26 protein-coding genes are annotated in these 26,369 nt (G+C 65.7%); 17 read left to right on the top strand and 9 right to left on the bottom strand.

Translation table 11 applies throughout. The features are described from left to right. The first annotated feature begins 5 nt into the window (after positions 1 to 5). Positions 6 to 245: a DUF2842 domain-containing protein gene (locus tag AADZ90_RS18060; protein ID WP_367312013.1), complete on the top strand. Its 240-nt coding sequence runs from the start codon at positions 6 to 8 to the stop codon at positions 243 to 245. A gap of 45 nt (positions 246 to 290) precedes the next feature. Here AADZ90_RS18060 and AADZ90_RS18055 read toward each other — a convergent pair whose 3' ends face one another. Further along, entirely contained in the window at positions 291 to 2,213 is a 1,923-nt protein-coding gene (locus AADZ90_RS18055; RefSeq protein WP_411997087.1) for a hypothetical protein, read from the bottom strand. A gap of 236 nt (positions 2,214 to 2,449) precedes the next feature. On the opposite strand from AADZ90_RS18055, the gene AADZ90_RS18050 reads away from it, so the two are divergent. Continuing rightward, entirely contained in the window at positions 2,450 to 3,148 is a 699-nt protein-coding gene (locus tag AADZ90_RS18050; protein WP_367312011.1) for a thiamine diphosphokinase, read from the top strand. Here the strand turns inward: AADZ90_RS18050 and AADZ90_RS18045 are convergent. Continuing rightward, positions 3,108 to 3,995, bottom strand: coding sequence for a DMT family transporter (locus AADZ90_RS18045; protein ID WP_367312010.1), 888 nt, complete (start codon positions 3,993 to 3,995; stop codon positions 3,108 to 3,110). The genes AADZ90_RS18050 and AADZ90_RS18045 overlap by 41 nt on opposite strands. A gap of 152 nt (positions 3,996 to 4,147) precedes the next feature. Here AADZ90_RS18045 and rpiA point away from each other — a divergent pair, with 152 nt between their 5' ends. The 9 genes from rpiA to AADZ90_RS18000 all read left to right on the top strand — a co-directional run bounded on the left by rpiA (position 4,148) and on the right by AADZ90_RS18000 (position 12,808). Next, complete coding sequence (gene rpiA, locus AADZ90_RS18040; protein WP_367312009.1) at positions 4,148 to 4,936, top strand: ribose-5-phosphate isomerase RpiA; 789 nt, start codon at positions 4,148 to 4,150, stop codon at positions 4,934 to 4,936. 3 nt (positions 4,937 to 4,939) lie between these two features. After that, a complete protein-coding gene (locus AADZ90_RS18035; RefSeq protein WP_367312008.1) occupies positions 4,940 to 6,412 on the top strand; it encodes an FAD-dependent oxidoreductase in 1,473 nt (490 codons plus the stop codon). Between the two features lie 84 nt (positions 6,413 to 6,496). Further along, positions 6,497 to 7,681 carry an FtsH protease activity modulator HflK gene (gene hflK / locus AADZ90_RS18030; protein WP_367312007.1) on the top strand — a complete coding sequence of 395 codons (1,185 nt, stop codon included), beginning with the start codon at positions 6,497 to 6,499 and terminating at the stop codon, positions 7,679 to 7,681. Next, positions 7,681 to 8,718, top strand: coding sequence for a protease modulator HflC (gene hflC, locus AADZ90_RS18025; RefSeq protein WP_367312006.1), 1,038 nt, complete (start codon positions 7,681 to 7,683; stop codon positions 8,716 to 8,718). Before hflK ends, hflC begins: the two co-directional genes overlap by 1 nt. Beyond that, on the top strand, positions 8,718 to 8,912 hold the full coding sequence (locus AADZ90_RS18020) for a DUF2065 domain-containing protein (RefSeq protein ID WP_367312005.1): 195 nt from the start codon (positions 8,718 to 8,720) through the stop codon (positions 8,910 to 8,912). Before hflC ends, AADZ90_RS18020 begins: the two co-directional genes overlap by 1 nt. Before the next feature lie 197 nt (positions 8,913 to 9,109). Next, entirely contained in the window at positions 9,110 to 10,582 is a 1,473-nt protein-coding gene (locus AADZ90_RS18015) for a Do family serine endopeptidase (RefSeq protein ID WP_411997089.1), read from the top strand. 209 nt (positions 10,583 to 10,791) lie between these two features. Next, on the top strand, positions 10,792 to 11,544 hold the full coding sequence (locus AADZ90_RS18010; protein WP_367312004.1) for an SDR family NAD(P)-dependent oxidoreductase: 753 nt from the start codon (positions 10,792 to 10,794) through the stop codon (positions 11,542 to 11,544). 113 nt (positions 11,545 to 11,657) lie between these two features. Next, positions 11,658 to 11,981, top strand: a complete 324-nt coding sequence (locus AADZ90_RS18005; RefSeq protein WP_367312003.1) for a 2Fe-2S iron-sulfur cluster-binding protein — start codon at positions 11,658 to 11,660, stop codon at positions 11,979 to 11,981. Positions 11,982 to 12,076: 95 nt separating this feature from the next. Then, positions 12,077 to 12,808 carry a VCBS repeat-containing protein gene (locus AADZ90_RS18000; RefSeq protein ID WP_367312002.1) on the top strand — a complete coding sequence of 244 codons (732 nt, stop codon included), beginning with the start codon at positions 12,077 to 12,079 and terminating at the stop codon, positions 12,806 to 12,808. Positions 12,809 to 12,908: 100 nt separating this feature from the next. On the opposite strand, the gene cobS is transcribed toward AADZ90_RS18000, so the two are convergent. Then, the gene (cobS, locus tag AADZ90_RS17995) at positions 12,909 to 13,667 is read right to left on the bottom strand and encodes an adenosylcobinamide-GDP ribazoletransferase (protein WP_367312001.1); all 759 of its coding nucleotides are present in this window, start codon (positions 13,665 to 13,667) and stop codon (positions 12,909 to 12,911) included. Between the two features lie 48 nt (positions 13,668 to 13,715). Between cobS and cobT the strand changes: the two genes are divergently transcribed. After that, entirely contained in the window at positions 13,716 to 14,726 is a 1,011-nt protein-coding gene (gene cobT / locus AADZ90_RS17990) for a nicotinate-nucleotide--dimethylbenzimidazole phosphoribosyltransferase (protein ID WP_367312000.1), read from the top strand. Here cobT and AADZ90_RS17985 read toward each other — a convergent pair. Next, complete coding sequence (locus AADZ90_RS17985; RefSeq protein ID WP_411997086.1) at positions 14,715 to 15,188, bottom strand: Lrp/AsnC family transcriptional regulator; 474 nt, start codon at positions 15,186 to 15,188, stop codon at positions 14,715 to 14,717. The two genes, cobT and AADZ90_RS17985, sit on opposite strands and share 12 nt — an antisense overlap. A gap of 120 nt (positions 15,189 to 15,308) precedes the next feature. On the opposite strand from AADZ90_RS17985, the gene hppD reads away from it, so the two are divergent. After that, positions 15,309 to 16,406, top strand: a complete 1,098-nt coding sequence (hppD, locus tag AADZ90_RS17980) for a 4-hydroxyphenylpyruvate dioxygenase (protein ID WP_367311998.1) — start codon at positions 15,309 to 15,311, stop codon at positions 16,404 to 16,406. 67 nt (positions 16,407 to 16,473) lie between these two features. On the opposite strand, the gene AADZ90_RS17975 is transcribed toward hppD, so the two are convergent. Further along, the gene (locus tag AADZ90_RS17975) at positions 16,474 to 19,260 is read right to left on the bottom strand and encodes a hypothetical protein (protein ID WP_367311997.1); all 2,787 of its coding nucleotides are present in this window, start codon (positions 19,258 to 19,260) and stop codon (positions 16,474 to 16,476) included. 145 nt (positions 19,261 to 19,405) lie between these two features. Here AADZ90_RS17975 and AADZ90_RS17970 point away from each other — a divergent pair, with 145 nt between their 5' ends. Further along, positions 19,406 to 19,903 (top strand): SIMPL domain-containing protein, encoded by a 498-nt coding sequence (locus tag AADZ90_RS17970; RefSeq protein ID WP_367311996.1) that lies wholly within the window; start codon positions 19,406 to 19,408, stop codon positions 19,901 to 19,903. 467 nt (positions 19,904 to 20,370) lie between these two features. Here AADZ90_RS17970 and AADZ90_RS17965 read toward each other — a convergent pair whose 3' ends face one another. Next, on the bottom strand, positions 20,371 to 21,678 hold the full coding sequence (locus tag AADZ90_RS17965; RefSeq protein WP_367311995.1) for an O-acetylhomoserine aminocarboxypropyltransferase/cysteine synthase family protein: 1,308 nt from the start codon (positions 21,676 to 21,678) through the stop codon (positions 20,371 to 20,373). 251 nt (positions 21,679 to 21,929) lie between these two features. Between AADZ90_RS17965 and AADZ90_RS17960 the strand changes: the two genes are divergently transcribed. Further along, positions 21,930 to 22,343, top strand: a complete 414-nt coding sequence (locus AADZ90_RS17960; RefSeq protein ID WP_367311994.1) for a VOC family protein — start codon at positions 21,930 to 21,932, stop codon at positions 22,341 to 22,343. Positions 22,344 to 22,347: 4 nt separating this feature from the next. Here AADZ90_RS17960 and AADZ90_RS17955 read toward each other — a convergent pair whose 3' ends face one another. The 3 genes from AADZ90_RS17955 to AADZ90_RS17945 all read right to left on the bottom strand — a co-directional run bounded on the left by AADZ90_RS17955 (position 22,348) and on the right by AADZ90_RS17945 (position 24,373). Further along, positions 22,348 to 22,686, bottom strand: coding sequence for an SH3 domain-containing protein (locus AADZ90_RS17955; RefSeq protein ID WP_411997085.1), 339 nt, complete (start codon positions 22,684 to 22,686; stop codon positions 22,348 to 22,350). Between the two features lie 182 nt (positions 22,687 to 22,868). Next, a complete protein-coding gene (locus tag AADZ90_RS17950) occupies positions 22,869 to 23,297 on the bottom strand; it encodes a hypothetical protein (protein ID WP_367311992.1) in 429 nt (142 codons plus the stop codon). A gap of 92 nt (positions 23,298 to 23,389) precedes the next feature. Then, the gene (locus AADZ90_RS17945) at positions 23,390 to 24,373 is read right to left on the bottom strand and encodes a GT-B fold glycosyltransferase domain-containing protein (protein WP_367311991.1); all 984 of its coding nucleotides are present in this window, start codon (positions 24,371 to 24,373) and stop codon (positions 23,390 to 23,392) included. A 332-nt stretch (positions 24,374 to 24,705) separates the two neighbouring features. Here AADZ90_RS17945 and AADZ90_RS17940 point away from each other — a divergent pair, with 332 nt between their 5' ends. Both AADZ90_RS17940 and AADZ90_RS17935 read left to right on the top strand, forming a co-directional pair. After that, positions 24,706 to 25,050, top strand: a complete 345-nt coding sequence (locus tag AADZ90_RS17940) for a hypothetical protein (RefSeq protein ID WP_367311990.1) — start codon at positions 24,706 to 24,708, stop codon at positions 25,048 to 25,050. After that, the gene (locus tag AADZ90_RS17935) at positions 24,986 to 26,335 is read left to right on the top strand and encodes a DNA-packaging protein (RefSeq protein WP_367312046.1); all 1,350 of its coding nucleotides are present in this window, start codon (positions 24,986 to 24,988) and stop codon (positions 26,333 to 26,335) included. The genes AADZ90_RS17940 and AADZ90_RS17935 overlap by 65 nt, the downstream gene beginning before the upstream one ends. The last annotated feature ends 34 nt before the right edge of the window (positions 26,336 to 26,369 follow it).

The raw sequence follows: 26,369 nt of genomic DNA, 5'->3' as shown, positions 1-26,369 counted from the left end.
GTTTCATGGCCCTGAGCCACAAGGCGAAGAAGCGCTGGTCGCTGGTGATCCTGGTGATCGCGCTGCCGATCTACATGGTGCTGGCGGTGACGCTGATGTCCTGGCTGACAGGCATCGGAATGCGGCCGCCGATCTGGCTGGAGCTGATCATTTACATGGGCTTGGGCATCCTTTGGGCGCTGCCCTTCAAACATGTTTTTCTCGGCGTGGGTCAGGCGGACCCGAACGAAGAGCCGCGGCAATAAAAAACGCGCCTCTGAGGGCGCGTTTTTTATTTATCTGACAGCCTCTTAGGCGCCGACGGCGCGGTCTTTCGGGCGGAAGCGGGTTTCGTCGGTCGCCTCGAACTGGCCGCCGCGCACCTTCTGGATCCGGCCCTGGCGGAGAAGCTTGCCGAAGTGGCGGAGGCTGTCCTCGCGGCTGAACCCGTCGGCGGAGACCTCGTTGATCTTGCGGATGATATGCGGGCGGGAGAACTGCGTCTTGCCTTCCACGAAGGCGGTATAGGCCGCGGCGGCTTCCAGCAGGTCGGGCAGCTCGCGGGCACCGACGCTTTCGGCGAAATCCGCGAAGCTCTGCCGGGCCACACCGCCGGAGCGGCGCAGTTCAGCCTCTTCATCCGTTTCGTCCACGCGCTGGGACGCCACCAGTTTGAGAGGGCTGGCGCCGGGACGTCCACCACCTTCGAGGACGAGCGCGTCGAGATCTTCGCGGAACGGCTCGTCACCGTTATCGTCGTCGTCGGCGGTGTGGTTGCGACGGTCCGCTTCGGTCGCGGCGACGGCCGCCTTGAGCTGAGCGATGGCCGAGCGGCGCAGGCGGGTCGCCGGTTCGTTCATCTGCGCATTGGTCTGATCGAGGATGCGTGACATCGCCTCGTCGCCGCTGGCTGCCTCGGCCTCGAGCCGTTCGCGCTTGGAGATGCGGCGCGCGCTCTGCCAGTCGTCATCCTCGTCTTCGTCGCCGGTCTCGCCTTCGGCTTCGGCGAGGGCCGCGGCGTCGGCGTCGTCTTCGGCGAAGACATCATCGTCTGTCTGGGCCATGGCGACCGGCTCGTCCTCGCCGTCGTCGACCTCTTCTTCCTGGCCGTCATCATCAAAGACGGCTTCTTCCTGCTCGTCGGTTTCGAGCCTGTCTTCGTCGCTGGCGGCGTCGATGGTTTCGTCCGCCATGTCATCGTCAAGCGCCACGATGTCGTCGGCCATGTCGTCGAGCGGCTGGTCGTCGAATGCGCCCTCTTCCGCTGCGACGGATTCGTCCTGATCCTCTGCTTCGGCTTCCTCCGCCTGGGCGTCGGTCCGGTGGCCGCGCAGGGCATTGGTCAGGCCCAGGATGGCGGCGCGTGGGCTTTCCCCGCTGTTGTTCATCAGCGGTTCGCTGCGGCGCATCTTGATGACCCGCGCCCGGACGCGCGAACTGAGATCGCTGGCACTTGCCGGTTCGGGGTCGGGGGTCTCGTCTGCCTCAAGCAGTGCCTGGACCGCGTCGTCCGCGATCTCTTCTTCGTCCTCGCTGGTCGCGTCTGTCTCGTGGGCCGCGACCTCGTCTTCAGCGATGGCTGCGTCGTCCTCGGCTACGTCGTCAATGAGTTCGCCGTCGGCCTCTGTTTCAGCCTCTTCGAGCGTCCCTTGTTCATCGACGGTAGCTTCGGTCTCGGCGACCTCCTGGTCATCGTCTTCCGCGAGATCGTCCTCTTCCGCGAGATCGTCTTCGGAGATGTCTTCAGCGACATCCTCGAATTCTGCCGGGTCTTGTTCCACTGCGACGTCGCTGTCTTCGGTGACGGCCTCTTCGCCGAACTCTTCCTCATCGTCGGCTTCGAGCGTGTCGACCTCGTCTTCGACGAAGGCGTTTGTGGGCTCGTCCTCGGCCAGATCGAACGCGCTGTCCTCGATGGCCTCCTCGTCGTCTTCGTCGACCGAAACAAGGGTCGGACGAGACCTCAAACTCCGCAGTTTGTCGGCGATTGTGGCGGCGGCTTCGGCGCGGCCTGCCTCAATCGTGCCAGATTCAGGAGGCTCGGCTGCCTCATTCTCGGCCTCGCGGTCCGAAATCTCCGAATCGCTAAGGGGGGTTCCGACGCGCAGGGCGACACCCGGGGCATCCCCGTCGACCTCTACGGTGCGGCCAAGGGCCGTCTCGGCAATGCGAGCGATCGTCTCCGGATCAGGCTGAAGTGGATCCGCCCCGAAAAAGCGATCATTTGCAGCCATTTCACGGAAATACTCCGCAATAGCCTTCATGGTCTCGAAGGCATCATCAAAGCCTTCGAGCGTGCAAGAGAAAGTTCCGTAAGAAACAGTCAGAATCTTGCTCGGTCCAACCATATCGCGCACACCCCTTTACCGATCATCTCTGATACTGATCTTGAATTGGTTCGCCAACCGGAACGATCCTAGGTTTTGAACGGTATCATTTCGTGGCAAAAAGAAGGCAGGCCTCGCAGTCCATGAACAAATATGACAACGTGGCCCCGATTGTTCGCAGTCCGGCGCCGATTCTCCTTATAGGTGCGGGGGATCTCCGCCGAGAAGACATCAAAATTGCGGGAAATCACGCGCAGGCGGTCGTCGCCGCGGATGGGGGTGGAGCGGTCGCACTCTCGCATGGGTTGATGCCGACTGCGGTGATCGGAGACATGGATTCGCTATCCGAAGTGGCGCGATCCGACCCGCGCATCGCGGGGCGCATTCACCCGATCGAGGATCAGGACAGCACCGATTTCGACAAGGTAATGCGGTCTGTCGAGGCGCCCTTGATGCTGGCCGTGGGGTTTTCGGGCGGGCGACTGGATCACCATCTTGCGGTGCTGAACGTGCTGGTCCGGCGGCCGGACCGGCGCTGCATCGTCCTGGATGCGGAGATGGCGGTCTTCCTGTGCCCGCCCGGCCTGGAGATGGACCTGCCGGTTGGGTCGCTGTTTTCGCTCTTTCCCATGGGGCCGGTCGGGGTGGAGAGCGCCGGGCTGCGCTGGCCGACCGGCGGGATCCCCTTCCGCCCGGACAGCCGGGTCGGCACATCGAACGAGGTGTCGGGGCCGGTCAGGTTACAGGCCGACGGTCCGAAGATGCTGGTTCTGGTGCCGAAAGCAGCGCTGGGCGAGGCGGTCAGAGCGGTGCTGGACGCGCCGCGATGGCCCTCTCCTTGAACACGATGTAGAGGCCTGCGGCGATCGTCAGCAGGATGCCGAGCGCGGCGAGGCCGTCTGGCAGATCGTCGAACATCACGAAGCCGATCGCCGTGGCGAGCGGGATTTCCAAGTATTGCATTGGCGCGAGCGTGGCTGAAGGCGCGAACCGCAAAGCCCACGTCATCGCCAAGTGGGACAGGGTTCCGAGGAGCCCGACAAGGGCGAGGAGGGCCCAGATCCGGGGCGTGAAGCCCGTGAGGTCTGGCGCCGAGGCGAGCAGAGCGACGGCGAGGAAGGGGAGCGCAGCGAGCGCTGTGATCGCCTGCAGCGGGACCGGTCCGATCTCTTTGGCGATGGCGCGGGTAACCAGCATAAACAGCGCGAAGACGAGCGCGACCGCAAGCGGCAGGAGCGCGACCGCGCCGACCTCGGCAAAGTTTGGACGGATCACGAGGAGGGTGCCGGCGAAACCGATGACGCAGCCTGCGATCCGGTGCGGCCCGACCGTTTCGCCGAGGACGAGGCGCCCGAGGATCAGCATGAGGAACGGCATGACGTAGGCGATGGCAATCGCGTCCGCGAGCGGCATCACGCGCAGGGCGGCGAAGATCAGAACAAGCCCGGCGACCTGCAACGCCATCCTGAGAATCGTCAGATGGAGGAGGCGCCCGCCGAGCCGCAAGCTTTCGCCGCGGGCCAGGCTGAGGGGGGTCGTGATGGCCGCCTGCACCACGAAACGGGCCACGACGATGACGAGGATCGGGACCGTGGCGGTCAGCAGTTTGGCCACCGCATCGGAGAGCGGCGCGAGCAGACAGAACAGCGACATCAGGGCGATGCCGAAAAGGGGGCGGTCGGCGGTCATTGGCGCGACGCTAGGGCCCGCGTTGCACAAGCGCAATCGCGCCGCGGTTGAAGGTGGCCGGGCCAAACGGTGAGTGAAGAGGGAGATTTCCCCTCTCGCACCTTACGCAGCGTCGGAATATAGTTGTGTGTGTAGTGGCCGTGGAGGGTTTTATGTCTTTAGAATTATCACCAATAGATAAGGCGAAATTTGCCGCCGCCAAGAAAGCTTGCGATTACGTCGAAACCGGGATGCGCGTGGGGCTCGGAACCGGATCGACGGCCGCATGGCTTGTCCGCTGTCTGGGCGAACTGGTGCGCGAGGAAGGGTTGCGCATCAAGGGCGTTCCGACCTCGTTCCGGACCGAGGAACTGGCGCGGGAGGCGGGGATCGAAGTCGTCTCGCTGGAAGAGGCACGTTGGCTGGACGTGACCATCGACGGCGCGGATGAATACGATGGCGAACTGAACCTGATCAAAGGCGGCGGCGGAGCGTTGCTTTACGAGAAGATCGTGGCGACCGCGTCCGATCAGATGATCGTGATCGCCGACAGCTCGAAACACGTGGACCGGCTGGGCGCGTTCCCCCTGCCGGTCGAGATCATCCGGTTCGGTTGGCAGACAACCAAGGCGCTGGTTGAGGAAACCCTGCTGGGCATGGATGTGCTGGGCCGGGAGGCCACGCTGCGGATGACGGGCGACACGCCCTTCGTGACCGATGAGGGGAACTTCATCCTCGACCTCGACCTCAAGCGGATCGGCAATGCCAGGCAGTTGAGCCTGATGCTGAACCAGATGCCGGGGGTCGTTGAAAACGGGCTGTTCCTTGATATCTGTGACGTCGTCGTGGTCGGCCACGGCGACGGACGGATCGAAGTCTGCGATATTGACAGCGGAACCATCGAGGAGAGCAAGGTGGAATTTGAGGAGACCGAGAACCTGTTTGCAGATATCCGGGACTGAGCTTTGGCATTCGACTACGATCTTTTCGTGATCGGCGGCGGGTCCGGCGGCGTGCGCGCGGCGCGGATGGCTGCGGCGACCGGTGCCAAGGTGGGCCTTGCCGAAGAAAGCCGGATGGGCGGCACCTGCGTCATCCGGGGCTGCGTGCCGAAGAAGCTGATGGTCTTCGCCTCGAGCTATCGGGAGACGTTTTCGGATGCGCGCTCCTACGGCTGGGACGTAACGGAGGGTGCTTTCGATTGGCCGAAGTTCCGGACCCATCTGGAGGGGGAACTGGACCGGCTGGAAGAGATCTATCGCAACCTTCTGCACCAGTCGGGGGTGGAGATCCATGACAGCCGGGCGGTTCTGACGGATCCGCATACGGTCGAACTGGCCGATGGCACGAAGAAGAGCGCGAAGCATATTCTTGTGGCAACCGGCGGGCGGCCCGCGCGGCCGGAATTGCCGTATGCCGGGCTTGGGATCGTGTCGGATGATGTTTTCCATCTGCCGGTGCTGCCAAAGCGGCTGCTGATCGTCGGCGGCGGGTATATCGCCTGCGAATTCGCCTGCATCATGAACGGGCTGGGCGTCGAGGTGACGCAGTATTACCGCGGGGCGCAGATCCTGCGGGGCTTCGACGACGAGGCGCGCGGGCTGGTGGCCGAGATGATGCGGGCGCGGGGCGTGAACCTGCATCTGGGCACCAACATTGTGGAGATGATGGCGGCCGAGGAATACGACGAGGACATGACCGGCGGCACGGATTCGGACGCCGCGATGGGCGTCGATATCAAGACGGTGCGGGAGCGGAATCGCGCCACGGCGGCGCGGGACCATGGCGGGCATCAGGGGCCGATCTGGGTGAAGTCGACCGGCGGGCAGGAGGCGGTCTATGACCAGGTCCTCTTTGCCACGGGGCGGACCCCCAACACAGCGGGGCTGGGCCTGGACGAACTGGGCGTCAAGATCGGGCGGCGGGGCGAGATCGAGGTCGACAGCTACAGCCAGACCGGGGTTCCGTCGATCTATGCAATCGGGGACGTGACCAATCGCCTCAACCTCACGCCGGTCGCGATTCGCGAGGGGATGGCGTTCGTGTCGACCGTCTTCGAGGGCAAGCCGACCGAGGTGGATCACAAGCTTGTCCCGTCGGCGATCTTCACCCAGCCCGAGATGGGCACGGTCGGCCTGAGCGAGGAAGACGCGCGCGATCAGGAGCCGATCGAGGTCTACTGCACCTCGTTCCGGCCCATGCAGCAGGCCTTTGCCGGACGCAGCGACCGCGTGCTGATGAAGCTGGTCGTCTCAAAGGAGACGCGCAAGGTTCTGGGCTGCCACATCGTGAGTGATCACGCCGGTGAGATGATCCAGTTGGCGGGTGTTGCGGTGAAGATGGGCGCCACGAAAGAAGATTTTGACAGAACGGTTGCAGTCCACCCCACGATTTCGGAAGAGATCGTGACAATGCGCAGCCCCGTGAGGACCGCTTGAATTCGGCGGGTTTGCGCACAGGTTAGCAGGGACAGGCAGACCGGGCATGCGCGCCCGGGCACAGCGAAAAGGATGACACAGTAGATGGCTGGAAGAAGCGGCGGCCCTTGGGGCGGCAATTCCGGAGGCGGTGGGGGAGATGATCGCGAAGGTGGTGACGACCGGCGCAGGCCGGGTGCGCCCGGGCCGCGGGGTGAAGGGCCCCAGATCCCCGAAATCGATGAGCTGATGAACAAGGGGCGCGAGCAGTTGCGCGTCCTGATGGGCGGCCAGGGTGGCCGCGGCAACGGTGATGGCGGCGGCGGCGGCGATGGCGGGATTGGCCGCGGCACCGTCGGGCTGGTCGCGATCGGTGCGCTTGTTCTCTGGCTTGCCTCGTCTTTCTACACGGTGCGGCCGGAAGAGCGGTCGGTCGAGCTGTTCCTCGGCTCGTTCTCCAGCATCGGCGACCCCGGCCTGAACTTCGCCCCCTGGCCGCTGGTGACGCGGCAGGTGCTTGAGGTGACGCGGGAACAGACGATCGAGATCGGTACGGGCCGGACGGGCGGCGAAGCGGGCTTCATGCTGACCGGGGACGAGAACATCGTCGATATCGACTTTCAGGTCGTCTGGAACATCACGGAGCCAGACCTTTACCTCTTCAACCTCGCCGATCCGCCACAGACGGTCGAGGCCGTCTCGGAATCGGCGATGCGCGAGATCATCGCGCAATCGGAACTCGCCCCGATCCTGAACCGGGACCGCGGTGTGATCGCCGACCGGCTGGAGGATCTGATCCAGTCGACGCTCGACAGCTATAACAGCGGCGTCAACATTGTGCGGATCAACTTCGACAGGGCGGACCCGCCGGGATCCGTGATCAGCGCATTCCGTGATGTGCAGAACGCCGAGCAGGAGCGGGACCGTCTTCAGAACGAGGCTGACCGTTACGCCAACCGGGTTCTGGCCGAGGCCCGCGGTAGTGCGGCGCAGACGCTGGAAGAGGCCGAGGCCTATCGCGCGCGCGTCGTGAACGAGGCGGAAGGTGAGGCCAGCCGTTTTGTCGCGATCGCGGAGGAGTTCGCGCTTGCGCCCGAAGTGACGCAACGCCGCCTCTACCTCGAGACGGTGGAGCGGGTGTTGGGTGACGTCGACAAGATCATCCTGGATGAAGCGGCCGCAGGTGGCGCGGGCGGTCAGGGCGTCGTGCCTTATCTGCCGCTCAACGAATTGCGCCGGTCCGGTGCAGCCGCCACGACGACGGCACCTTCGGCTGGAGGAAGCAACTGATGCGTAAGACAACGTTTCTTCTGCCGATCATCGTTCTTGCGATCGCCGGTATCCTGAGTTCGATCTTCATCGTGACCGAGACTCAGAAGGCGCTGGTCCTTCAGTTCGGCCGTGTCGTCGCGGTGAAGGAAGAGCCGGGTCTCGCCTTCAAGATCCCGCTGATCCAGGAAGTCGTCTACTACGACGACCGTATCCTCAGCCGGGACATCGAACCGCTGGAAGTGACGCCGCTTGATGATCGGCGCCTCGTCGTTGACGCCTTCGCGCGCTACCGCATCACGGATGTCCAGCGGTTCCGCGAGGCGGTCGGTGCCGGTGGCGAAGAAGCCGCGGCCCGGCGCGTCGACGGCATCCTGCGGGACGAGTTGCGGGCCGTTCTGGGTTCCGTTCCGTCGAACGACATCCTGTCGGTCGATCGGGCGGCCCTGATGCAGCGCATCCGCGACGGTGCGGTGAACGAAGCGCAGGATCTGGGGCTTGAGATCGTCGACGTTCGCCTCAAGCGGACAGACCTGCCCGAGGAGAACCTTCAGGCCACGTTCGACCGGATGATCGCCGAGCGTCAGCGGGAAGCTGAAGACGAACGCGCGCGTGGCCGCGAAGCGGCGCAGCGGGTGCGCGCCCAAGCCGACCGGACCGTGGTCGAACTGACCTCGGACGCGGAACGGCAGGCGCAGATCGCCCGAGGCGAGGCGGATGCCCGGCGGAACGGGATCTTTGCCGATGCGTTCGGGTCGAGTCCGGACTTCTTCGCATTCTACCGATCGCTGATCGCGCTTGAGCGGTCTTTGCAGCGGCAGAACTCGACGCTGGTCCTGTCGCCCAACAGCACGCTGGTTAACGAGCTTTTCGATGCGATTCAGGCTGAGGGGATCGAGGTTGGTTCGCCCGCCGAGCTGATCGAGGGGCTCGATGGCGCAGGGCCGGGCACCGAGCCCGAGCAGGACGCGCCGGAGGAAGCGCCGATCGAAGGTGCACCCGACGATAGCGGCGGCAATGAGACGCCGGAAGACGGGGCGCCCGTACTCGGGAACTGATGGCCTACATCTTTCTCGCCATCGGTTGCGTGCTGATTTTGGAGGGGCTGGTCTATGCGCTGGCCCCTTCGATCGTTGAAGACCTGCTGAAGGCCCTGCGGGACATCCCGGTCGAGACACGGCGGCTGGTCGGTCTGGCGGCGATCGCGGCGGGGATCCTCTTTCTGGCGGGGGCCAATGCGCTGGGGATCTGAGGCCAGGCGCCGGACACGGGATCTTCACAGGCTGTTGACGTTTTGCGACCGAGCTTTGCGTTGTGGTCCGTCTGGCCTACATCCATTTGAAGGAAGGCCCTGGCACGGTGGGGGATGACCGCTGCCGAAAGGGAGAGTATTCTGGGACAATCGAGACGAGGAGCTAATCTGTGCCCACACGAGCGAAAGCTGAAACGATGTATCTTTCCGCCCCTGCGCGGCTTCTGACCGCGCTGCTTTTGGGATCCGCCCTGGTGGCCGGATCCGTTTCCATGGCCCCGGCGCAGGAGTTGACCCCTGAGGGCCAGAGTCGGCCGTCCTCTTTCGCCGAGCTGGCCGAACAGGTCAGCCCCGCGGTCGTCAACATCACCACATCGACCACCGTGGCCGAGCGCACCGGCCCGCAGGGCATCGTGCCCGAGGGATCGCCGTTCGAGGATTTCTTCCGCAACCTGCCTGACCGCGAAGGCGGCCCGCGCCGGTCGTCGGCGCTGGGATCGGGGTTCATCATCTCCGCCGACGGGTTCATCGTGACGAACAACCACGTGATCGAAGGCGCCGACGAGATCTTGATCGAGTTCTATGATCGCGGGGAGGAGCTTCCTGCCGAGGTGATCGGGACCGACCCCAACACCGATATCGCGCTTCTGCAGGTCGAGCTGCCGGAAGGCGAGGAACTGCCCTATGTCTCGTTCGGCGACAGCAGCGGCGAAAGCGCCGAGGTTGGCGACTGGGTGATGGCGATGGGCAATCCGCTGGGCCAGGGTTTCTCGGTCTCGGCCGGCATCATCTCGGCCCGGAACCGCGCGCTGAGCGGGACCTATGACGACTACATCCAGACCGATGCGGCGATCAACCGGGGGAACTCGGGCGGGCCGCTCTTCAACCTCGATGGCGAGGTGATCGGCGTGAACACCGCGATCCTGTCGCCCAATGGCGGGTCGATCGGGATCGGGTTCGCGATGTCGTCTGCCGTCGTCACGCGGGTCGTGGAGCAGCTGCAGGAATTCGGCGAAACCCGTCGTGGCTGGCTGGGTGTGCGCATCCAGGACGTCACGCCGGATCTGGCGGACGCGATCGAAGGGCTGGAAGGCACTGTCGGCGCGCTTGTAACCGACGTGCCCACCGGACCGGCGGAAGATGCCGGGATGCTGGCGGGCGACGTCATCATCGAGTTCGACGGCAACGACGTGACCGACACGCGTGAACTTGTCCGAATGGTCGGCAATACCGCGATCGGCAAGGAGGTCGAGGTCATTGTCCTGCGCGAAGGCGAGGAAGAAACGCTCGCCGTCACGCTTGGCCGCCGCGAGACCGCTGAAGCTGCCGTGCCTGCCGCGGCGCAGGCGCCGGAGGCCGAGGAGAGCGGGCAGACCGAGCTTCTGGGGCTGTCCCTGTCGGAGCTGACCGACGAGTTGCGCGAAGAGCTTGGCGTGGCCGAAGGGATCGAGGGGCTTGCCGTCCTTGAGGTCGACGAGTTGAGCGAGGCGTTCGAGAAGGGCCTGCGCGCTGGCGACATCATTACAGAGGCTGGCCAGGAGAACGTCACGGCGATCGCCGATCTGACCGCCCAGGTCGAAGAGGCGCGCGATGAGGGCCGCCGGTCGATCCTGCTTCTGGTTCGCCGCGGCACCGATCCGCGCTTTCTGGCGCTGCCGGTCGAGGAGTAAGGCAGCGCCGGATGCCGCCCGTTGGGCAGCAGCTGCAGACGATAGGTGTTGAGGGTGCCAAACCCCCGGCACGGATAACGGCCCCCGAAGGCAACTTCGGGGGCCTTTTCTGCTGACAATGGGGTGGCACCAATAGGCCAGGCCCCGGCTCGCCGTTTGCCGGTGTTTGACTTACACCCTGCCTCGCTCGACGATCGAGGGGGATGGGCTTGGTTGAGTTCTCTGACAAGGTGGTTCTCGTAACGGGCGGAACACGCGGGATCGGCGAAGTCATCGCCGAAACCCTTTTCAAGCGTGGAGCGGCCGTTGCCCTTTGCAGCCGGGACAGGGTTGAGGCCACAGCGATGGCAGCGAGGCTCGATCCGACGGGAGAGCGCGCCTTTGGCGGGGGGTGCGACGTGCGTGACGAGAGCGCGGTTCGCGGCTTTGTGGGCGAGGTTTGCGACCGTCTTGGCGGTCTGCACCTTGCGGTGAACAATGCCGGGGGTCCCGGGGAAGCGCCTGTACCTCTCACCAGCAAGCGGCTTGACGTCTGGAACAGTGTGATTGCGATCAATCTGACCGGCACGTTCCTTTGCCTGAAGCATGAGATCCCTGCGATCGGGCGAAGCGGTGGGGGTGCGATCGTCAACCTTGCCTCGGCAAACGGCCTTGTCGGTGTCGGTGGGCTGGCGGATTACACCGCGTCCAAGCACGGTGTGATCGGTCTGACGCGGGAGGCCGCCCTCGACTGCGCGGGGAAAGGGATCCGTATCAATGCTGTCGCGCCCGGTTTCGTTGATACCCTCTCCATGAAGGACCTGCCTGCTGAGGACCGTGACGGATTGGCGGCGATGCACCCGATGGGCCGGATGGCGAGCCCGCTGGAGGTCGCTGACACCGTTGCCTTTCTGCTGTCCGACGCAGCCGGTTTCACCACCGGCGCCGTCTGGCCGGTCGACGGTGGGTATACGGCGCGGTGAAATACAATGGCGCCTGCGCCGCTCGATCTGCCTGAGGCTTGGCAAAAGCGATTGACCCCCGGGCCGGGACCGCTAGGACCACATAGGTGAATTGAGAAGCAGGAGCGTCGAGGATGGCGAAGATCACCTATATCGAGCATGGCGGGAAGGAGCATGTGGTCGAGGTGGCCAATGGTCTGTCGGTCATGGAGGGGGCCCGCGACAACGGCATCCCGGGGATCGAGGCCGATTGCGGCGGCGCCTGCGCCTGCTCGACCTGCCATGTCTATGTGGCCGAGGATTGGGTCGAGAAGCTGCCGGCGAAGGATCCGATGGAAGAGGACATGCTGGACTTTGCCTACGAGCCCGATCCGGTGCGCTCGCGCCTGACCTGCCAGTTGAAGGTGACGGATGCGCTGGACGGGTTGGTGGTGCAGATGCCGGAGAAACAGATCTGATCGGGGCACGAGCGATACTCGGGGCGTGTCTTGCGGTTGTTCTTCTGTGGTTCGGCGCAGCACAGGCCGAGGCCTGCCGGTTCGGTTTTTCGGCTGTGGGTATAAAGACCAGCTTTGTTTGGGGTCATTCGGGTGGTATCGAGGCTGCCCAATACTCCGACCCGACCGACATCTATGGCCATGCAATCATGGGACGCCTGCCGGAAGCGCGGAAGCTGGAGATCTTGTTCCGCCACGATAGCCTTGCCTGCCGGGATTACGGAACGTTCGTTGAGGCGGGGGATGACCATGTCTTCGAAGATATGGCGCCGCGTATTGTCGATCTGGATGATGATCGAATTGCCGAGATCGTCACGGTTCGATCAAGCTTCACTCAGGCCGCTCAGATTGCGATCTACGGCGCTGACCCCGCTGGTCCTATCGGATTGAACGGTGAGCGGGAGTACCGGTTGATTGCCGCGACTCCCTATATCGGTCAGCGGAATCGGTGGCTCGCACCCGCCGCGTGGACGGATCTGGACGGGGACGGGGCGGTAGAGATCGCCTATGTGGACCGGCCGCATCTGGCGAAGGTGTTGCGGGTCTGGCGGTATGAGGGCGGGGGCCTGCGCGAGGTGGCGCGGCTCGAGGGGGTGACGAACCACCGGATCGGGGAGGAGTTCATCTCGGGCGGGGTGCGCGACTGCGGCGGGCGGCCGGAGATGGTTCTGGCCGATGCGGATTGGCAGAGGATCGTGGGAGTGACCTGGGACGGGGCGGCTTTGACCACGCGCGATCTGGGGGCCTATCGGGGGCGCGCCTCGATGGAAGCCGCGCTTGCCTGTTAGGGGTTCGGGCTGATCGAGGCCGTTGGATTTTGAGTATTTTTGGCCAGATGAAGGAGCCTTGTCCTCCGATCGGGGGCGTTAAGGTTAATTGTCGGTAGGGTTAAAGGGCGGCGAGCGTGAGGAGGACGGCGAGGTCCACGATTTGCTGAGTGGCGCCGAGGACGTCTCCGGTCTGGCCGCCGATCTTTGATCTTGCGATGGCGGCGCAGGCGAGGGCCGTCAGGGTCGCGATTGCAAGGGCAGCGAGGGCCGGGAGACCTGTCAGGATCAGCGTGGTGAGCGTTGCGAGGCCAAGGGCGGTGAGGGCCGTTTCCCGTGGCGGGCGGCCGACGGCGCTTGAGAGGCCGTTCGGGCGGGCCGGGGGGAGGCCATTCATCAGCGGAACCATGGTTGCGCGCGAGAGGATGGCGGCGGCGGTGATGGCGGTGAGGGCGTTTCCGGCTTCGAAGAGGAGGGCGAGGGCGGCGAGGCGTAGGAGGCTGGTGAGGATCAGGGCGAGGACGCCGAAGGCGCCGATGCGGCTGTCCTTCATGATCTCGAGGCGGCGGGTCTTGTCGGACGCGCCGAAGAAGCCGTCGGCGCAGTCGGCGAGGCCGTCTTCGTGCATGGCGCCGCTGAGGAGGGCGAGTGTCGCCATGGTTGCGGCGGCGGCGAGGAGGGGGGAGGCCCAGATGGTATGAGCGGCCGCCCCAATCAGCCCGGCGGTGAGGCCGAGGGTGAGGCCGACGAGGGGCCAGGCCCAGACGGCGCGGGCGCCGCGGGCCATCGCCCTGTCGCCGTCGACCGGGACCGGAATCCGGGTGAGAAGGCCGAAGGCCCGCCCGATATCGGCCAGTTCTATCAGATCGCTTCCCTTCACCCCCCCGAGCGGTAAAGAGGGGGGACACGCTTGGCAACGATGGATCTCATGGCAGCCCCTTTCACGACCCTTTCGGAATTTCAGACGGTTCTATCGACGCTTGCGGGCCCCGATGCGGAGGCTGTGGCGGCGGTGCGGGCGCGGGATGCGCAGTTGACGAAGCCGCCTGGGGCGCTCGGGCGGCTGGAGGCGCTGGCGGAGTGGTATGCGAGCTGGCGCGGGGATGCGTCGGTGCGGTGCGAGCGGCCGCAGGTGATTGTCTTCGCGGGCAATCACGGGGTGGTGGCGCAGGGGGTTTCGGCCTTTCCGGCGGAGGTGACTGTGCAGATGGTGGCCAATTTCCATGCGGGCGGGGCGGCGATCAATCAGCTGGCGGAGCTGGCCGGGGCGCAGCTGCATGTGCATGATCTGGCGCTGGATGCGCCTGTGGCGGATTTCACGGCCGCACCGGCGATGAGCGAGGCGGAGGTCGTCTCGGCCTTGTCGGCCGGATGGGAGGCGGTCGACCCGGAGGCGGATCTGGTTATGACCGGCGAGATGGGGATCGGGAATACGACGTCGGCGGCGGCTTTGGCGGCGGCTCTCTTCGGGGGAGAGGCCGAGGAGTGGGTTGGCCGGGGGACCGGTGTGGATGATGTGGGGCTTGCCGTGAAACGGCGGGTGGTGAGCGAGGGGGTCGCGCGCCATGGGGGTCAGGCGCCGCTGGAATTGTTGCGCTGCCTCGGCGGGCGGGAGTTGGCAGCGATGGCCGGGGCGATTGCTTCCGCGCGGGCGCGGCGGATTCCGGTGATCCTCGACGGGTTCATCTGTTGTGCGGCGGCTGCGGCGTTGGAGAAAGCTGTGCCGGGGGCTTTGGATCATGCTGTTGCGGGGCATCGAAGCGCCGAAGCGGCGCATGCCAAGGTGCTGGACGCGTTGGGAAAAGAGCCGCTTCTGGATCTTGGGATGCGGCTGGGGGAGGGGACCGGGGCGGCGCTGGCGGTGCAGATCCTGAGAGGGGCGTTGGCCTGTCATCACGGGATGGCGACCTTTGCGCAGGCCGGTGTGTCAGAGGGGTAGGGGCGCGTCGCGCTTGATCTGATCGAGGACGATCTGGCTTTGCACCCGCGCCACGGCGGGGTGGGCGAGCAGGACGTCGTGGATCAGACTATGGAGCGTCTTGAGATCCTCGGCCCAGACGCGGAGGAGGTAATCGGCCTCTCCGGTCATGGTCCAGGCCGAGGTGATCTCGGGCCGGTTGGCGATCAGGCGGGCGATGTCCTGGGCCGGTTTGGCGCCATGGGTGCCAAGTTGGACCTGCACGAAGGCCTGGACGTCGAGGCCGAGCGCCTCGGGGTCCAGCCGTGCGGCGTAGTTGGCAATGACGCCGGCCGCCTCGAGCCGCTGGCGGCGGCGGCCCGCCTGGCTGGGCGAGAGGTTGAGGTGCTCGCCAAGATCCTGGGCTGTGAGTTGACCGTTGCGCTGCAGTGCAGCGAGGAGGCGCTTGTCTGTTTCATCAAGTTTCATGCGGGAATTACGCATGAGAATTTCTTAGTCTGTCAATGGCTCGCGCGTTTATCTGGATTCGAAGCTCACAAAGCGCAGCTTCCGCAAGTCTGATGCAGTATCCTTGCCAAAACGTTACAGCAGGGAGCTTGACCCATGGGACCGTTTCCCCACGACGCGCCGAAAGCCGAGATCACCAAGGACAATCCCGCCGGGACGGACGGGTTCGAGTTTGTCGAATTTGCCCATCCGGAGCCCGAAACGCTGCGGGAGCTGTTTCGCAAGATGGGCTACACCCATGTCGCGACCCACAAGACCAAGGCGATCGAGGTCTGGCAGCAGGGGGATATCACCTACATCCTGAACGACGAACCGGGATCTCATGCGCGTGCCTTTGTCGAGGAGCATGGGCCCTGTGCGCCGTCGATGGCGTGGCGGGTGGTCGACGCTCAGCACGCGTTCGACCATGCCGTCTCGAAAGGGGCGGAGCCCTATGAGGGCGACGGGAAGACGCTGGACGTGCCAGCAATCCGGGGGATCGGTGAGAGCCTGATCTACTTCGTTGAGGAGTATTACGAGACCTCGGCCTATAACGCGGAGTTCGGCTGGACCGGGAAAGCCCATCCCGAGGGGGTCGGGTTCTACTACCTCGATCACCTGACGCATAACGTTCACAAGGGGAACATGGACGTCTGGTTCCGGTTCTACGGCGATCTGTTCAACTTCAAGGAAATCCGGTTCTTCGACATCGAGGGGAAGTTCACCGGGCTGTTCAGCCGCGCGCTGACCTCGCCCTGCGGGCGGATCCGGATCCCGATTAACGAGGATCGCGGAGAGACGGGGCAGATCGTCGAGTATCTGAAACGCTACAAGGGCGAGGGGATCCAGCACATCGCGGTGGGCGCGCGGGACATCTACGGCGCGGTCGATGCGATCGCGGGGAACGGGATCAAGTTCATGCCCGCGCCGCCTGTGACCTACTATGAGCAGAGCCATGACCGGGTGCCGGGGCATGAAGAGCCGCTCGACCGGATGATGGAGCACGGGATCCTGATCGACGGGGAAGGGGTGGTCGATGGGGGGGAGACGCGGATCCTTCTGCAGATCTTCTCGAAGACCGTGATCGGGCCGATCTTCTTCGAGTTCATCCAGCGCAAGGGGGATGACGGGTTCGGCGAGGGCAACTTCAAGGCGCTGTTCGAGTCGATCGAGGCGGACCAGATCGCGCGCGGCGTGCTGAAAGAGAGTGCCTGAGGGGGACGACGGGACGGCGCTCGCGCTGGCGCGCGTCGCCCCGCCCACCGTCCCGCAACTCCGGGGGTTACCCGCTGGGGATATCGAGGACGATGGTGCGGCCACGTTTGACGTAGAGCAGCTGGTCGTCGCTGATCGTGGCGACCCGCCCGCCATCGAGGGTGTCGCCACGCTGGACCTTCACGTAGCGCCCGTTCGTCAGACGAACGAGGGCGCTGCGATTGTCGGGGCGCCCGTAGACGCCGATGAGGTTCACCCGTCGCAGGTTGATTGCATTCTCGACCGTTGCCCCGCGGGCGGCGGTCGTGACGGTCGGCGCCGGTGGCTGCACGACGCGCGGCTGGATCGGTGCGGCGGCGGCCGGGCTTTGCTGGGCGCGGGCGACGGTGCGGCTGAACCCGGCGGGCCGGACCGACGGCCGGATCGACTGCGCGACGGCCTGGGGGCTGGACGAGGCAACGGGCGGCGGTGGGGCTGCGAGGGCGGCCTGCAGAGCGTTCTCGACGGCGCCGGGCGTTGTGGTGGTCGGTTCAGCGGATGCGGCCTCTGGGATGTCCTCGGGGCGGGTCTGCGGGCGGAACGCGGCGAGCGTTTCGGGCTCGTCGGTTGTCTCTGCGTCTGTTTCTGCGTCGGGGCGCGGGCGGGGGCGGGCCTCTGACAGCAGGGCAAGGGAGACGGCGCCGGCTGTGGCATCGGCCTCTGGTGCTGCGTCAGCGATCGCCTCGTCCGCCGGAGCCGGTTCGGGCGCGTCCGGGCGCTGGGGTGGCACGAGGTCGGGGCGGCCCGCATAGACGACGACGCCCTCGGGGGTGACCGTGCCCTCGGGCGTGGCGCGCACGAAGCCGCGGTCGTCGAGGTCGAATTCCTCTTCCGGCTGCGGCGGGTTCGCGGGAGCCGCCATGGGGACGTCGTTTATGACGGCCGGTGTGGTCGCGAATGCGGCCGGGACGACGGCGGCGAGGCCGGGATCGTCCGGCAGCGTCGGCAGGGTGCCGGGCAGCGTCTGCCCGGGCGCGTCGGGGCGGCGCGGCGCCTTCTGCCAGACGCCGGTTGCGGCGTAGATCCGGCGGCTTTCATCGGTGCTGAGGACGCGGCGTTCGGCAGAGGGCGCGCGGTCGGTGCGCGGCAATTCAGGGACGACGGCGATCTGACGCTCTGGCTCGGCCTCGATATCGCCTGTCTGGAAGCGGTCTGTCAGGGCGGCTTCGATGACGGGGCTGACGAAATCGGAGGAGTCGAGGGCGGCGAGGGCCGTTGGGGCGGTGTCTGAGAGGGCGGCGGGTTGCGGAGCCGGCTGGGCCGGTGCGGCAATTTCAGGCGCCGGGGCGCTTGCGGTGACCGTGGTCTCGTCGGGTTTGGGTGCGAGGGCCCATATTCCGGCGCCTGCAAGCCCTGCAAGAAGGGCGATGGCTGCGGCGAGCTTGAGAGGACCGCGGCCGGAGGCTTCGGCACTGCGGGCGCCGAAGACGGTCATCCGCTCGGCCTCGTTCGCGTTCTTTCGGATCACCGGGGCCTTGGGCGTCGGAATCGTCTTGGCGGCAGGGGCGCTGGTGGCGGCGCCGAGCGGCGTGGGCGCTGGAGAAGCTGTGGACTTGGCCGCTGGCGCGGCCGGGAGCTTGGGGGTCTCCGGCGCTGCCTCGTCCGGGAGGGGAGCGAGGGTAATGCGGGGCTTGAGTTCCGAGGTGAGAACAGGTGCTTCGGAGGCTTTTGCGCTTCGCTCTGCCTCGTCGACCGTCGGGAGGGTGATCGCGTCGCAGGCCTCTTCTGCGGCCTCTTCCTGATCGTCGGCCGGGCTGGGAGGCGTGCCTTCTTCCGACGGGCCATCCTTGGTGGCCGTCTCTTCGGTGTCCGGGAGATCGGCCTCGGAGGTCTCGGCCTCTTCTGCTTTGGTGTCTTCGCCTTGCGGCTCAGCGGATGGCGCTTCGGTGTCGCCATCGGACTCCGACAGGGGCGTTTCAGCCTCGTCTGTCACGGCTTCGGGAGGTGCGTCTTCGGTTGCGTCGGGCGCGCCTGTGTCTGCTTCGTCAGCGTCTGCGGTGAGCGTGGCGGCATCCGAGGGGATCTCTTCAGCCGTTTCAGCCTGATCCTGCGGCTCCTCTTCCGGCGCGTCGACAACCGCCTCCTGTTCCGGAACCAGCTCGAGCTCTTCCCCGGCGGCGGTGAGGTCGAGTTCTTCGAGCTGTGGTTCAGGCTCTTCGGAGAGGACTTCTTCCACAGGCGTTTCGGGAGTGTCTTCGACGGCTGGCGCCTCGTCCGCCTCGTCGAGGCTGGCGGCGATTTCGGCGAGATCGAGGGCGTCTGCGGGATCATCCTCGACCGGAGCTTCGGTGTCTTCGACGATGCCGGTGACCTGCACGGGCATGTCGTCGCGGGCGATGTTCAGGCTGTCGTCGCAGGCGCCGAAGAACGCCTCGCCATCATAGGTGAAGGGGCGCGGTACGGCGGCGAAGGCGACGGGGCCGAAGCCGTGCTGGGCGGCGAAATCCTTGGCTTCGTTCAGGGTTTCGCGGGCGACGGCGGCGATGAAGGTGTAGGAGCCGGCGGTCTGCCAGTCATAGGCGAGATCATCGACCGTGTAGGGCGTCGTGCCGGCCAGCGCGTGGCGGACATCGTCTTCGTCGATGTCGCGCCGGTTGATCGTGATATACTTGATCTGGTCGTTCGGCAGCAGGAGCTTGCAGCGGAGCGGATCGGGTGCCGCGAGCGCCGCGCCTTTGCGGCGCAGGTCTTCGAGCGCGCTTTTGAGCTTGGGGTTTTCAAGAGACGTGTCGCCGACCAGATGCCACCCGTCGGAGACCCGGTGCAGAAGCTGAATCCCTTCCGGCGACAGCGAGAGTGCGAAATTGACGGTCATCGTCCCCCGATGCGTCGGTCGTTTCTTTTTGGTCCGGCGCCTGCACGCCGTCCGTTTCCCTGAATTCTCTTTAACCTAGCCTAGATTGTGTGGAAAGAACCAGGATGAAGGCCGGGCGGATGAATGCCGGGTCGGGCGTCGTGTGATGCGGTATTTCTTCTACTTTCTCATCGTGTTGCCGGTTTTCGCCGCGGCGGAGACGCTGACCGTGACGGGCGTGGGTGAGGTGCGGGTGGCGCCGGAACTGGCGTGGATGCTGGTCCAGGCCGGGCCTGCGGAGATGCCGGCGCTCGCCGATGCGATGGAGGAGATCGGGGCGGAGAGGGCGGCCGGGCGCGATCCAGGCGAGGCGGTCTTCGTGCTGCGCGATCTGGAGCAGTTCGACGCGGCGATCGAAGCGGCGGGGGCCGGTCTGAGGCATGTGCGGTTCGGTGTTGCCGATCCCGGGCCGGTGCGGGCGGAGGCGGTGCAACGGGCGGTGGTGCAAGGAATGGGAAAGGCCGCGGCGGCGGGTCTGATCCTGGGCGGTTTAGAAAAACTTGACGAGGTGGGGTCTGGATGGCGCGGCAATGGCGGCCGGGTTGTGCCGGGAGAGATCCGCTTTGTGGCGACGGTGAACCTTGTCTACAGGGTCCAGGATTAGGGGAGCTTAATCCATAGTGCGGATGACGGGGCTTTCCGGGGAGTGGCACCCCGGAAAGCCCCGCCTGGCCTGGAGGGAAGCCCGTCGTGGGAGACAGACCCAGACCACGTACCGCCGGCCGAGCTCTGGCCGGGATGGGTGCGGTGCGTGTCCGGTGCCTGCATGCTGGGGAGCAGGCCCCTGGACGACGACCGGAGGGATCACCCGTGGCATTAACGTTTACACATCTTAACGGAAATGCAACTGGAAGTTGCATGACGTAGGGACGTTTTTGTTTGAGGCGAGTTGCTGCCGGGGCCGATTTGCCTCGATATCTGGGTGGACAGGGCGCCGTTTCTGCATGTGTCGCCAGCCCGGCTGGGCTGACCCCGACACCTTCGATCTACGCTGCTCAAGGCGCAGCATGATCGCCGGTGGGATGCGGCATGTGGCGGTGCCCGCGGGGGCGGGCACCACCGGAATTCGGCTTACGACGTCGCCTTGGACAGGGCCTGGTCGAGGTCGGCGATCAGATCATCCGGATCCTCGATGCCGATGGAGACACGGACGACATCCGGGTCGGCGCCGGCGGCGCGCTGCTGGTTTTCATCAAGCTGGCGGTGGGTCGTCGAGGCGGAGTGGATGATCAGGCTGCGCGTGTCGCCGAGATTGGCGACGTGGCTGAAGATCTCAAGACTGTCGATCAGTTTGATGCAGGCCTCGTAGCCGCCCTTGACCGCGAAGGTGAAGAGCGCACCGGCGCCGCGGGGGCACACTGTCTTGGTCCGGTCGTAATAGGGAGAGCTTTCGAGGCCCGCATAGGTGACGCGCGTGATGCGGTCGTCATTCTCGAGCCACTTCGCGATTTTCACAGCGTTTTCAACGTGCTTGTCCATGCGGAGGGACAGCGTTTCCATCCCCATCAGCGTGTAGTGGGCGCCTTGCGGGTTCATCGTCATGCCGAGGTCGCGCAGGCCGACGGCGATGCTGTGGAAGGTGAAGGCCAGCGGCCCGAACGTCTCGGCGAACTTCAGGCCGTGATAGGCGGGTTCGGGTTCCGAGAGGGACGGGAACTTGCCCGAGGCGGCCCAGTCGAACTTGCCGGAATCGACGATTGCGCCGCCGGTGACCGTGCCGTTGCCGGTCAGGTATTTGGTGGTCGAATGGACGACGAGTGTCGCGCCGTGTTCGATCGGGCGACACAGATACGGGGTCGCCGAGGTGTTATCGACGATCAGCGGGATGCCCGCGGCATCGGCGATGTCGGCGGCCGCGCGCAGGTCGGTAATGTAGCCGCCGGGGTTGGCGATGCCTTCGCAGAAGATGGCGCGGGTATCGTCGTCGATGGCGGCTTTCAGTGCGTCGGTATCGTCGAAATCGACGAACTTCGCGGACCAGCCGAAGCGTTTGATCGTCTGGCTGAACTGGGTGACCGTGCCGCCATAGAGCCGGGTGGAGGCGATGATGTTGCGCCCCGGCGCCATTAACGGAAAGAGCGCCATGATCTGCGCGGCGTGGCCCGAGGAGCAGCAGACGGCGCCGACGCCGCCTTCGAGCGTGGCGATTCGTTCCTGCAGGACGGCGACCGTGGGATTGGTCAGACGGGAATAGATGTAGCCGACCTCTTGCAGGTTGAAGAGGGCGGCGGCGTGATCGGCGTCGCGGAAGACGAAGGCGGTCGACTGGTAGATCGGCGTCTGTCGGGCGCCGGTCGCCGGGTCGGGGCGGGCGCCTGCATGGATCTGGAGCGTGTCGAAGCCGTAGGAGGGGCCGATGGCGGCGCTGTCTTCAGGCATGGGTCGTCCTTTCACTTAAGAAATTCTTGTTTGAGGGGGTGCTGCATTCCGTCGGCTTCCCGTCAGCTTTCTGTCGGACAAGTTTAGCCGTTGAACGAGTTTTCGGACGTCGGGCGCCGATTTTAGCCGAAACAATTCCCCCCTTCGGCAGCGTATCGTTGATTTGGCACGTTGCGGGTTTCCGCGCCGTTGTTTCCCGTGTCTAAATCACGGCGGGCGGCGCCTCAACCGCGGCCTGCGAGGAGAAGAGGATGCCGACACCGTTTCATCTGGCCTGCCACGTGACCGATCTGGATGCGGCGCGGGCCTTCTATGGCGACGTGCTGGGCTGTGCGGAGGGGCGGTCGACCGAGACCTGGGTGGATTTCGATTTCTTCGGGCATCAGCTGTCACTGCATCTGGGGGCGCCCTTCGCGGTGGCCGAGACGGGCAAGGTGGGCGACACGGACGTGCCGATGCCGCATTTCGGGGTCGTGCTGCCGTTGGATCAATGGACGGCCCTGGCGGAGCGGTTGGAGGCGGCGGGGGCCGACTTCGTGCTCGAGCCGCAGGTGCGGTTCGAAGGCGAGCCGGGGGAGCAGTGGACGATGTTCTTCCGCGACCCGTCGGGCAACCCGATCGAGGTGAAGGGGTTCCGGGAGATGGCCGCGGTGTTTGACGCCTGACGGCTTAGGCGGGGATCAGGTTGGCGTCCGGCACCCAGCCTTCGGCGCCGGAGGTGCTGCGGCAGAGGGTCCAGCCGTGAGTCCGGTCGAGGGCAAGGAGGATGTCGCCTTCGGTGCAGGTGAGCTCGCGGGCGGAGTAGTCGCGGCGGGCGCGGCCTTCGTCGTCGGGGAGCGTGTCGGGCACCCAGCCTTCGCGGCCGTCAGGGGCGATCGCCCAGAGCCAGATGTGGCCGCCCCAGTCGTCGGTCTTGCCGGTGAGGTCGAGGCGCGCGCCTGCCGTTATCGAGATCGGGTCGGGATAGCTGGCGGTCCACGTCCTGGTGACTCGTCGTTTTTCGGACATCATGGGCGCTTTCGAATGCTCGAGACTGCGAAGGGGCCGGTGGGGTCTGTCATAGGGGACGCCGGAGCAGTGGATTTGGCCGTGGCAGGCTGTTCGCATGGCCCCGGTCGATCCGTCCGGCCATGCAGGTATAGCTGGAGCGCTTGGTCGCGATAGCTGAACGATCCGCCATTCAGATAACCTCAGTTTTGAAGAAAGACTGTCTGCTGGCCGGTGCATCCGTCGTCGCATGACAGCGCAAAGTCCAGACGGAACTCGTGATCGTCGATCGGGAACCCGCACATTGCGTCCGGGTCGCCGGTGACGGCGGAAACCAGGCCGGACCCGTAGGATGTGGCGCCGAGCGCCTCGCACCGGGCGCGGTAGAAGGCGCGCAGGGTTTCCAGATCGCTGCCCGCAGGAAGCTGGAAGCGGACGGGCAGGCTGATCACTTGCGCGCCCTCGACGTTGTCGGGGATCTGACCCTGTTCGAGATTGTTGGCGCCGGGCGGAAAGCCGACGGCGTTCTGCGCCTCCGTCAGGAGGTCGACGACATCGGTGCGAAAGAGCAACGGGATCGAGATCGCGAAGAGCGCGACAATCGCGATCAGTCCAGTCAACAGAAGCCGCATGGCGGGCCACACTCCCCGACGTCAGACGTGACCTCAAGATTAGCGATCCACGGACAGTTGTCGACATCGTTGGCCGCGGCGGAGCGTGCCGGTTACCGGAGCCAGTACCCCTCTTTCTTGAGGAGGTTGCGGATCTTCTGTTCCTTGCGGGGGAGGTTGTCGCGGTCGAAAAGCGCCCGGGCCTTGCGGCCGCGGCCCTGGAAGATCAGGCGTTTGAAGGGGTCGTATTCCTTGAGGACCTTCTTGATCCTGTTGGGGGCGGCGACCTCTTCGAGGTGGTCGATGACGGCGTCAGCCTCGCGCGCGTAGGCCAGCGGCAGGGCGCGCCAGTGGCAGGTGACGGTGCCGTCGAGCTGGCCGTGAGGGCCGTCGCGGCCGCCGCCGAGCGCGTGGATGACCAGCGGCAGCGCGATCTGATCGAGCCAGGGGTCGAGCGTCTGGCTCGCCAGTTCCTCGGGCGTGTCGTCGCGGATCGAGAGGGCGTAGCGCAGGAAGAGGTCGTGAAAGATCTTGGGGTCTTCGTAGTAGAAGAAGCCCGCGTTGAAATAGAGGTAGCGGCGCCAGTATTCGTCGGGCTGGGAGAGGTCGAGGGAGCTCTCGAAGTCGAGCCCGAAACGTTTGTAAAGGGATCCCCAGACGCCGTTATATCCGGGCCAGTAGATATCCTCGACCGGCCAGGTGCCTTCGCGCTTGAGCGAGGCAGAAGGGCGGGAGAAGTCGATGTCGAGCGTCATCGGATCGCCCAGGATCAGCGTGTCGGTATCGAGGAAGAGGAAGGGCTCGCGCTCGGGCAGGACGGCGAGGCCTTCGATCTTGTTGCCGTAGGGATAGGCGTGGCCGAAATGCTTGTTCTCGAAGGGGCGGATTTCGGCGCCGAGCTCGGTCAGGAGCGCGCGGGCCGTTTCGCCGATGCGGGGATTGTTCGGCCAGAGCGGACCCGGCTGCGGCTCGGCGAAGATGAGCTTTCCGGGAAAGCCGGGCGCGGCATCGCGGAGGGAGGCGGCGAGCAGGATCGCCTCGTATTGCAGGCGGCCGGACTGGGCCACGGCGAGGATGTTGAAGGGGGTGGCGGGCATCGGCGGGTCCGGGCGAGTGTCACGGGAGACACGCTAACCGGTTCCCGGCCGGAGCGCCATGCGGCCGCGGCTTCCCGTTGGGCGGGCTTTGTTGACCGGCCGTGATCTGCCGAGCGGGTGTTGGTGGCCTGTCACGCGTTGCTCGGTGGTTCTGCAGGTAAATGAAATCTGGACGCAACGTTCGATGGTGTTGCGTATAAACATATGAAAATATTGACCTTTTATCCAATTTGGGTATGTTGCCTTTGCTAGACGCCGCGTTCCATCCGTGCCGGGTTTTCCCTTGCGCGGTGCGGTGGCGGCGGCCCTCTCTGCGTGGCGGATCCTCCAACATGCAGGCTGAGACCATGACGCACCATAACAGCGCCCAGAAACAGGGCGGCAAGATCGACGGGCAGTTGACGGACAGTGCAGCGCTTTTCACGGCGCTGAGCCGGGAGCTGGCGGAGGCACTCAGGGCGATCGCCCTGGAGGCCGAGGCCGGGCGGACCGGTATCGAGCAAAGGCAGGCGGCGCTCACCATGGCGCTGGCCCAGGCGAAACGGATGGAGGCGCTTCTTGATGGAAGACGCGAACGGGATGGAGACAGCGGGGCAGGGCCCCTCGATCTCGATGCGGTCCGCGATCAGATCGGGTGCCGCCTTCATCGCCTCAGGTCCTGCTGCAAGGCAGGATGAGTTCCTGAGCTCCCTGGGGGAGGCAGAGCTGCGTGCTCTGCCTTTCCTTTTCGAATTCTGGGCTTTGGACCATCAGCTTCCGCCATCGGGGGACTGGCGCAGCTGGGTGATCCTTGGGGGGCGCGGCGCGGGCAAGACGCGCGCGGGCGCGGAATGGGTCCGCTCGGTGGTCGAGGGCGCGCGCCCCACTGACCCCGGGCGGGCCAGGCGCGTGGCCCTGGTGGGCGAGACGGTGGCGCAGGCGCGGGACGTCATGGTGTTCGGGGAGAGCGGGATCCTGGCCTGTTCGCCGCCGGACCGGCGGCCCGAGTGGATCGCGGGGCGCAAGATGCTGGTCTGGCCGAACGGGGCCACGGCGCAGGTGTTTTCGGCGCATGATCCGGAGAGCCTGCGGGGGCCTCAGTTCGACGCGGCCTGGTGCGATGAGCTGGCCAAGTGGAAGAAGGCCGAGGCGGCGTGGGATATGCTGCAGTTCGGGCTGCGGTTGGGGGACAATCCGCAGACCTGCGTGACGACGACGCCGCGGGCGGTGCCGTTCCTGAAGGCGCTGCTGGGGCGGTCGTCGACGGTGATGACCAGCGCGCCGACCGAGGCGAATGCGGCCAACCTGGCGGATGGGTTCCTGAAGGAAGTGCGCGCGCGGTACGATGGGACGTCGCTGGGCGCGCAGGAGCTGGACGGGGTGCTGGTCGAGGAGGTGGACGGCGCGCTTTGGCCCGCCTGGGTGATCGACCGCGCGAAGGTGGCGGAGGCGCCGGAGCTGTCGCGGATCGTCGTGGCGGTGGATCCGCCGGTGACGGGTGGCAAGCGGGCGGATGCCTGCGGGATCGTGGTGGCCGGCGTGGTGTCGGGCGGGCCGAAATCGGGGTGGCGATGGGTCGTTCTTGCGGACCGCAGCGTGGAGGGGGCCTCGCCTTTGGGCTGGGCCAAGGCGGCGGTGTCGGCCTTCCATGAGTTCGGCGCGGACCGGCTGGTGGCGGAGGTCAATCAGGGGGGCGATCTGGTGGAGGAGATGATCCGGCAGGTGGATCCTCTGGTGCCCTATCGGGCGGTGCGGGCCTCGCGCGGGAAGGCGGCGCGGGCGGAGCCGGTAGCGAGCCTCTACGAGCAGGGGCGGGTGGCGCATCTGCCGGGGCTGAAGAAGCTGGAAGAGCAGATGCGGCTGATGGGGCGCGACGGATATCAGGGGGCGGGATCGCCGGACCGGGTGGATGCGCTTGTCTGGGCGTTGACGGAGTTGATGGGGGCCCAAGTGGGGGCGCCGCGGATGCGTGTGGTGGGGTGAGCGGCGTCTCGGAAAATCCTCCTTTGGAGGATTT

The organism is Aestuariibius violaceus (assembly GCF_040779325.2).
Taxonomy (GTDB): domain Bacteria; phylum Pseudomonadota; class Alphaproteobacteria; order Rhodobacterales; family Rhodobacteraceae; genus Aestuariibius; species Aestuariibius violaceus.
Note: the sequence above shows the minus strand (reverse complement) of the source record. Positions and strands in the feature narration are given on the sequence as shown.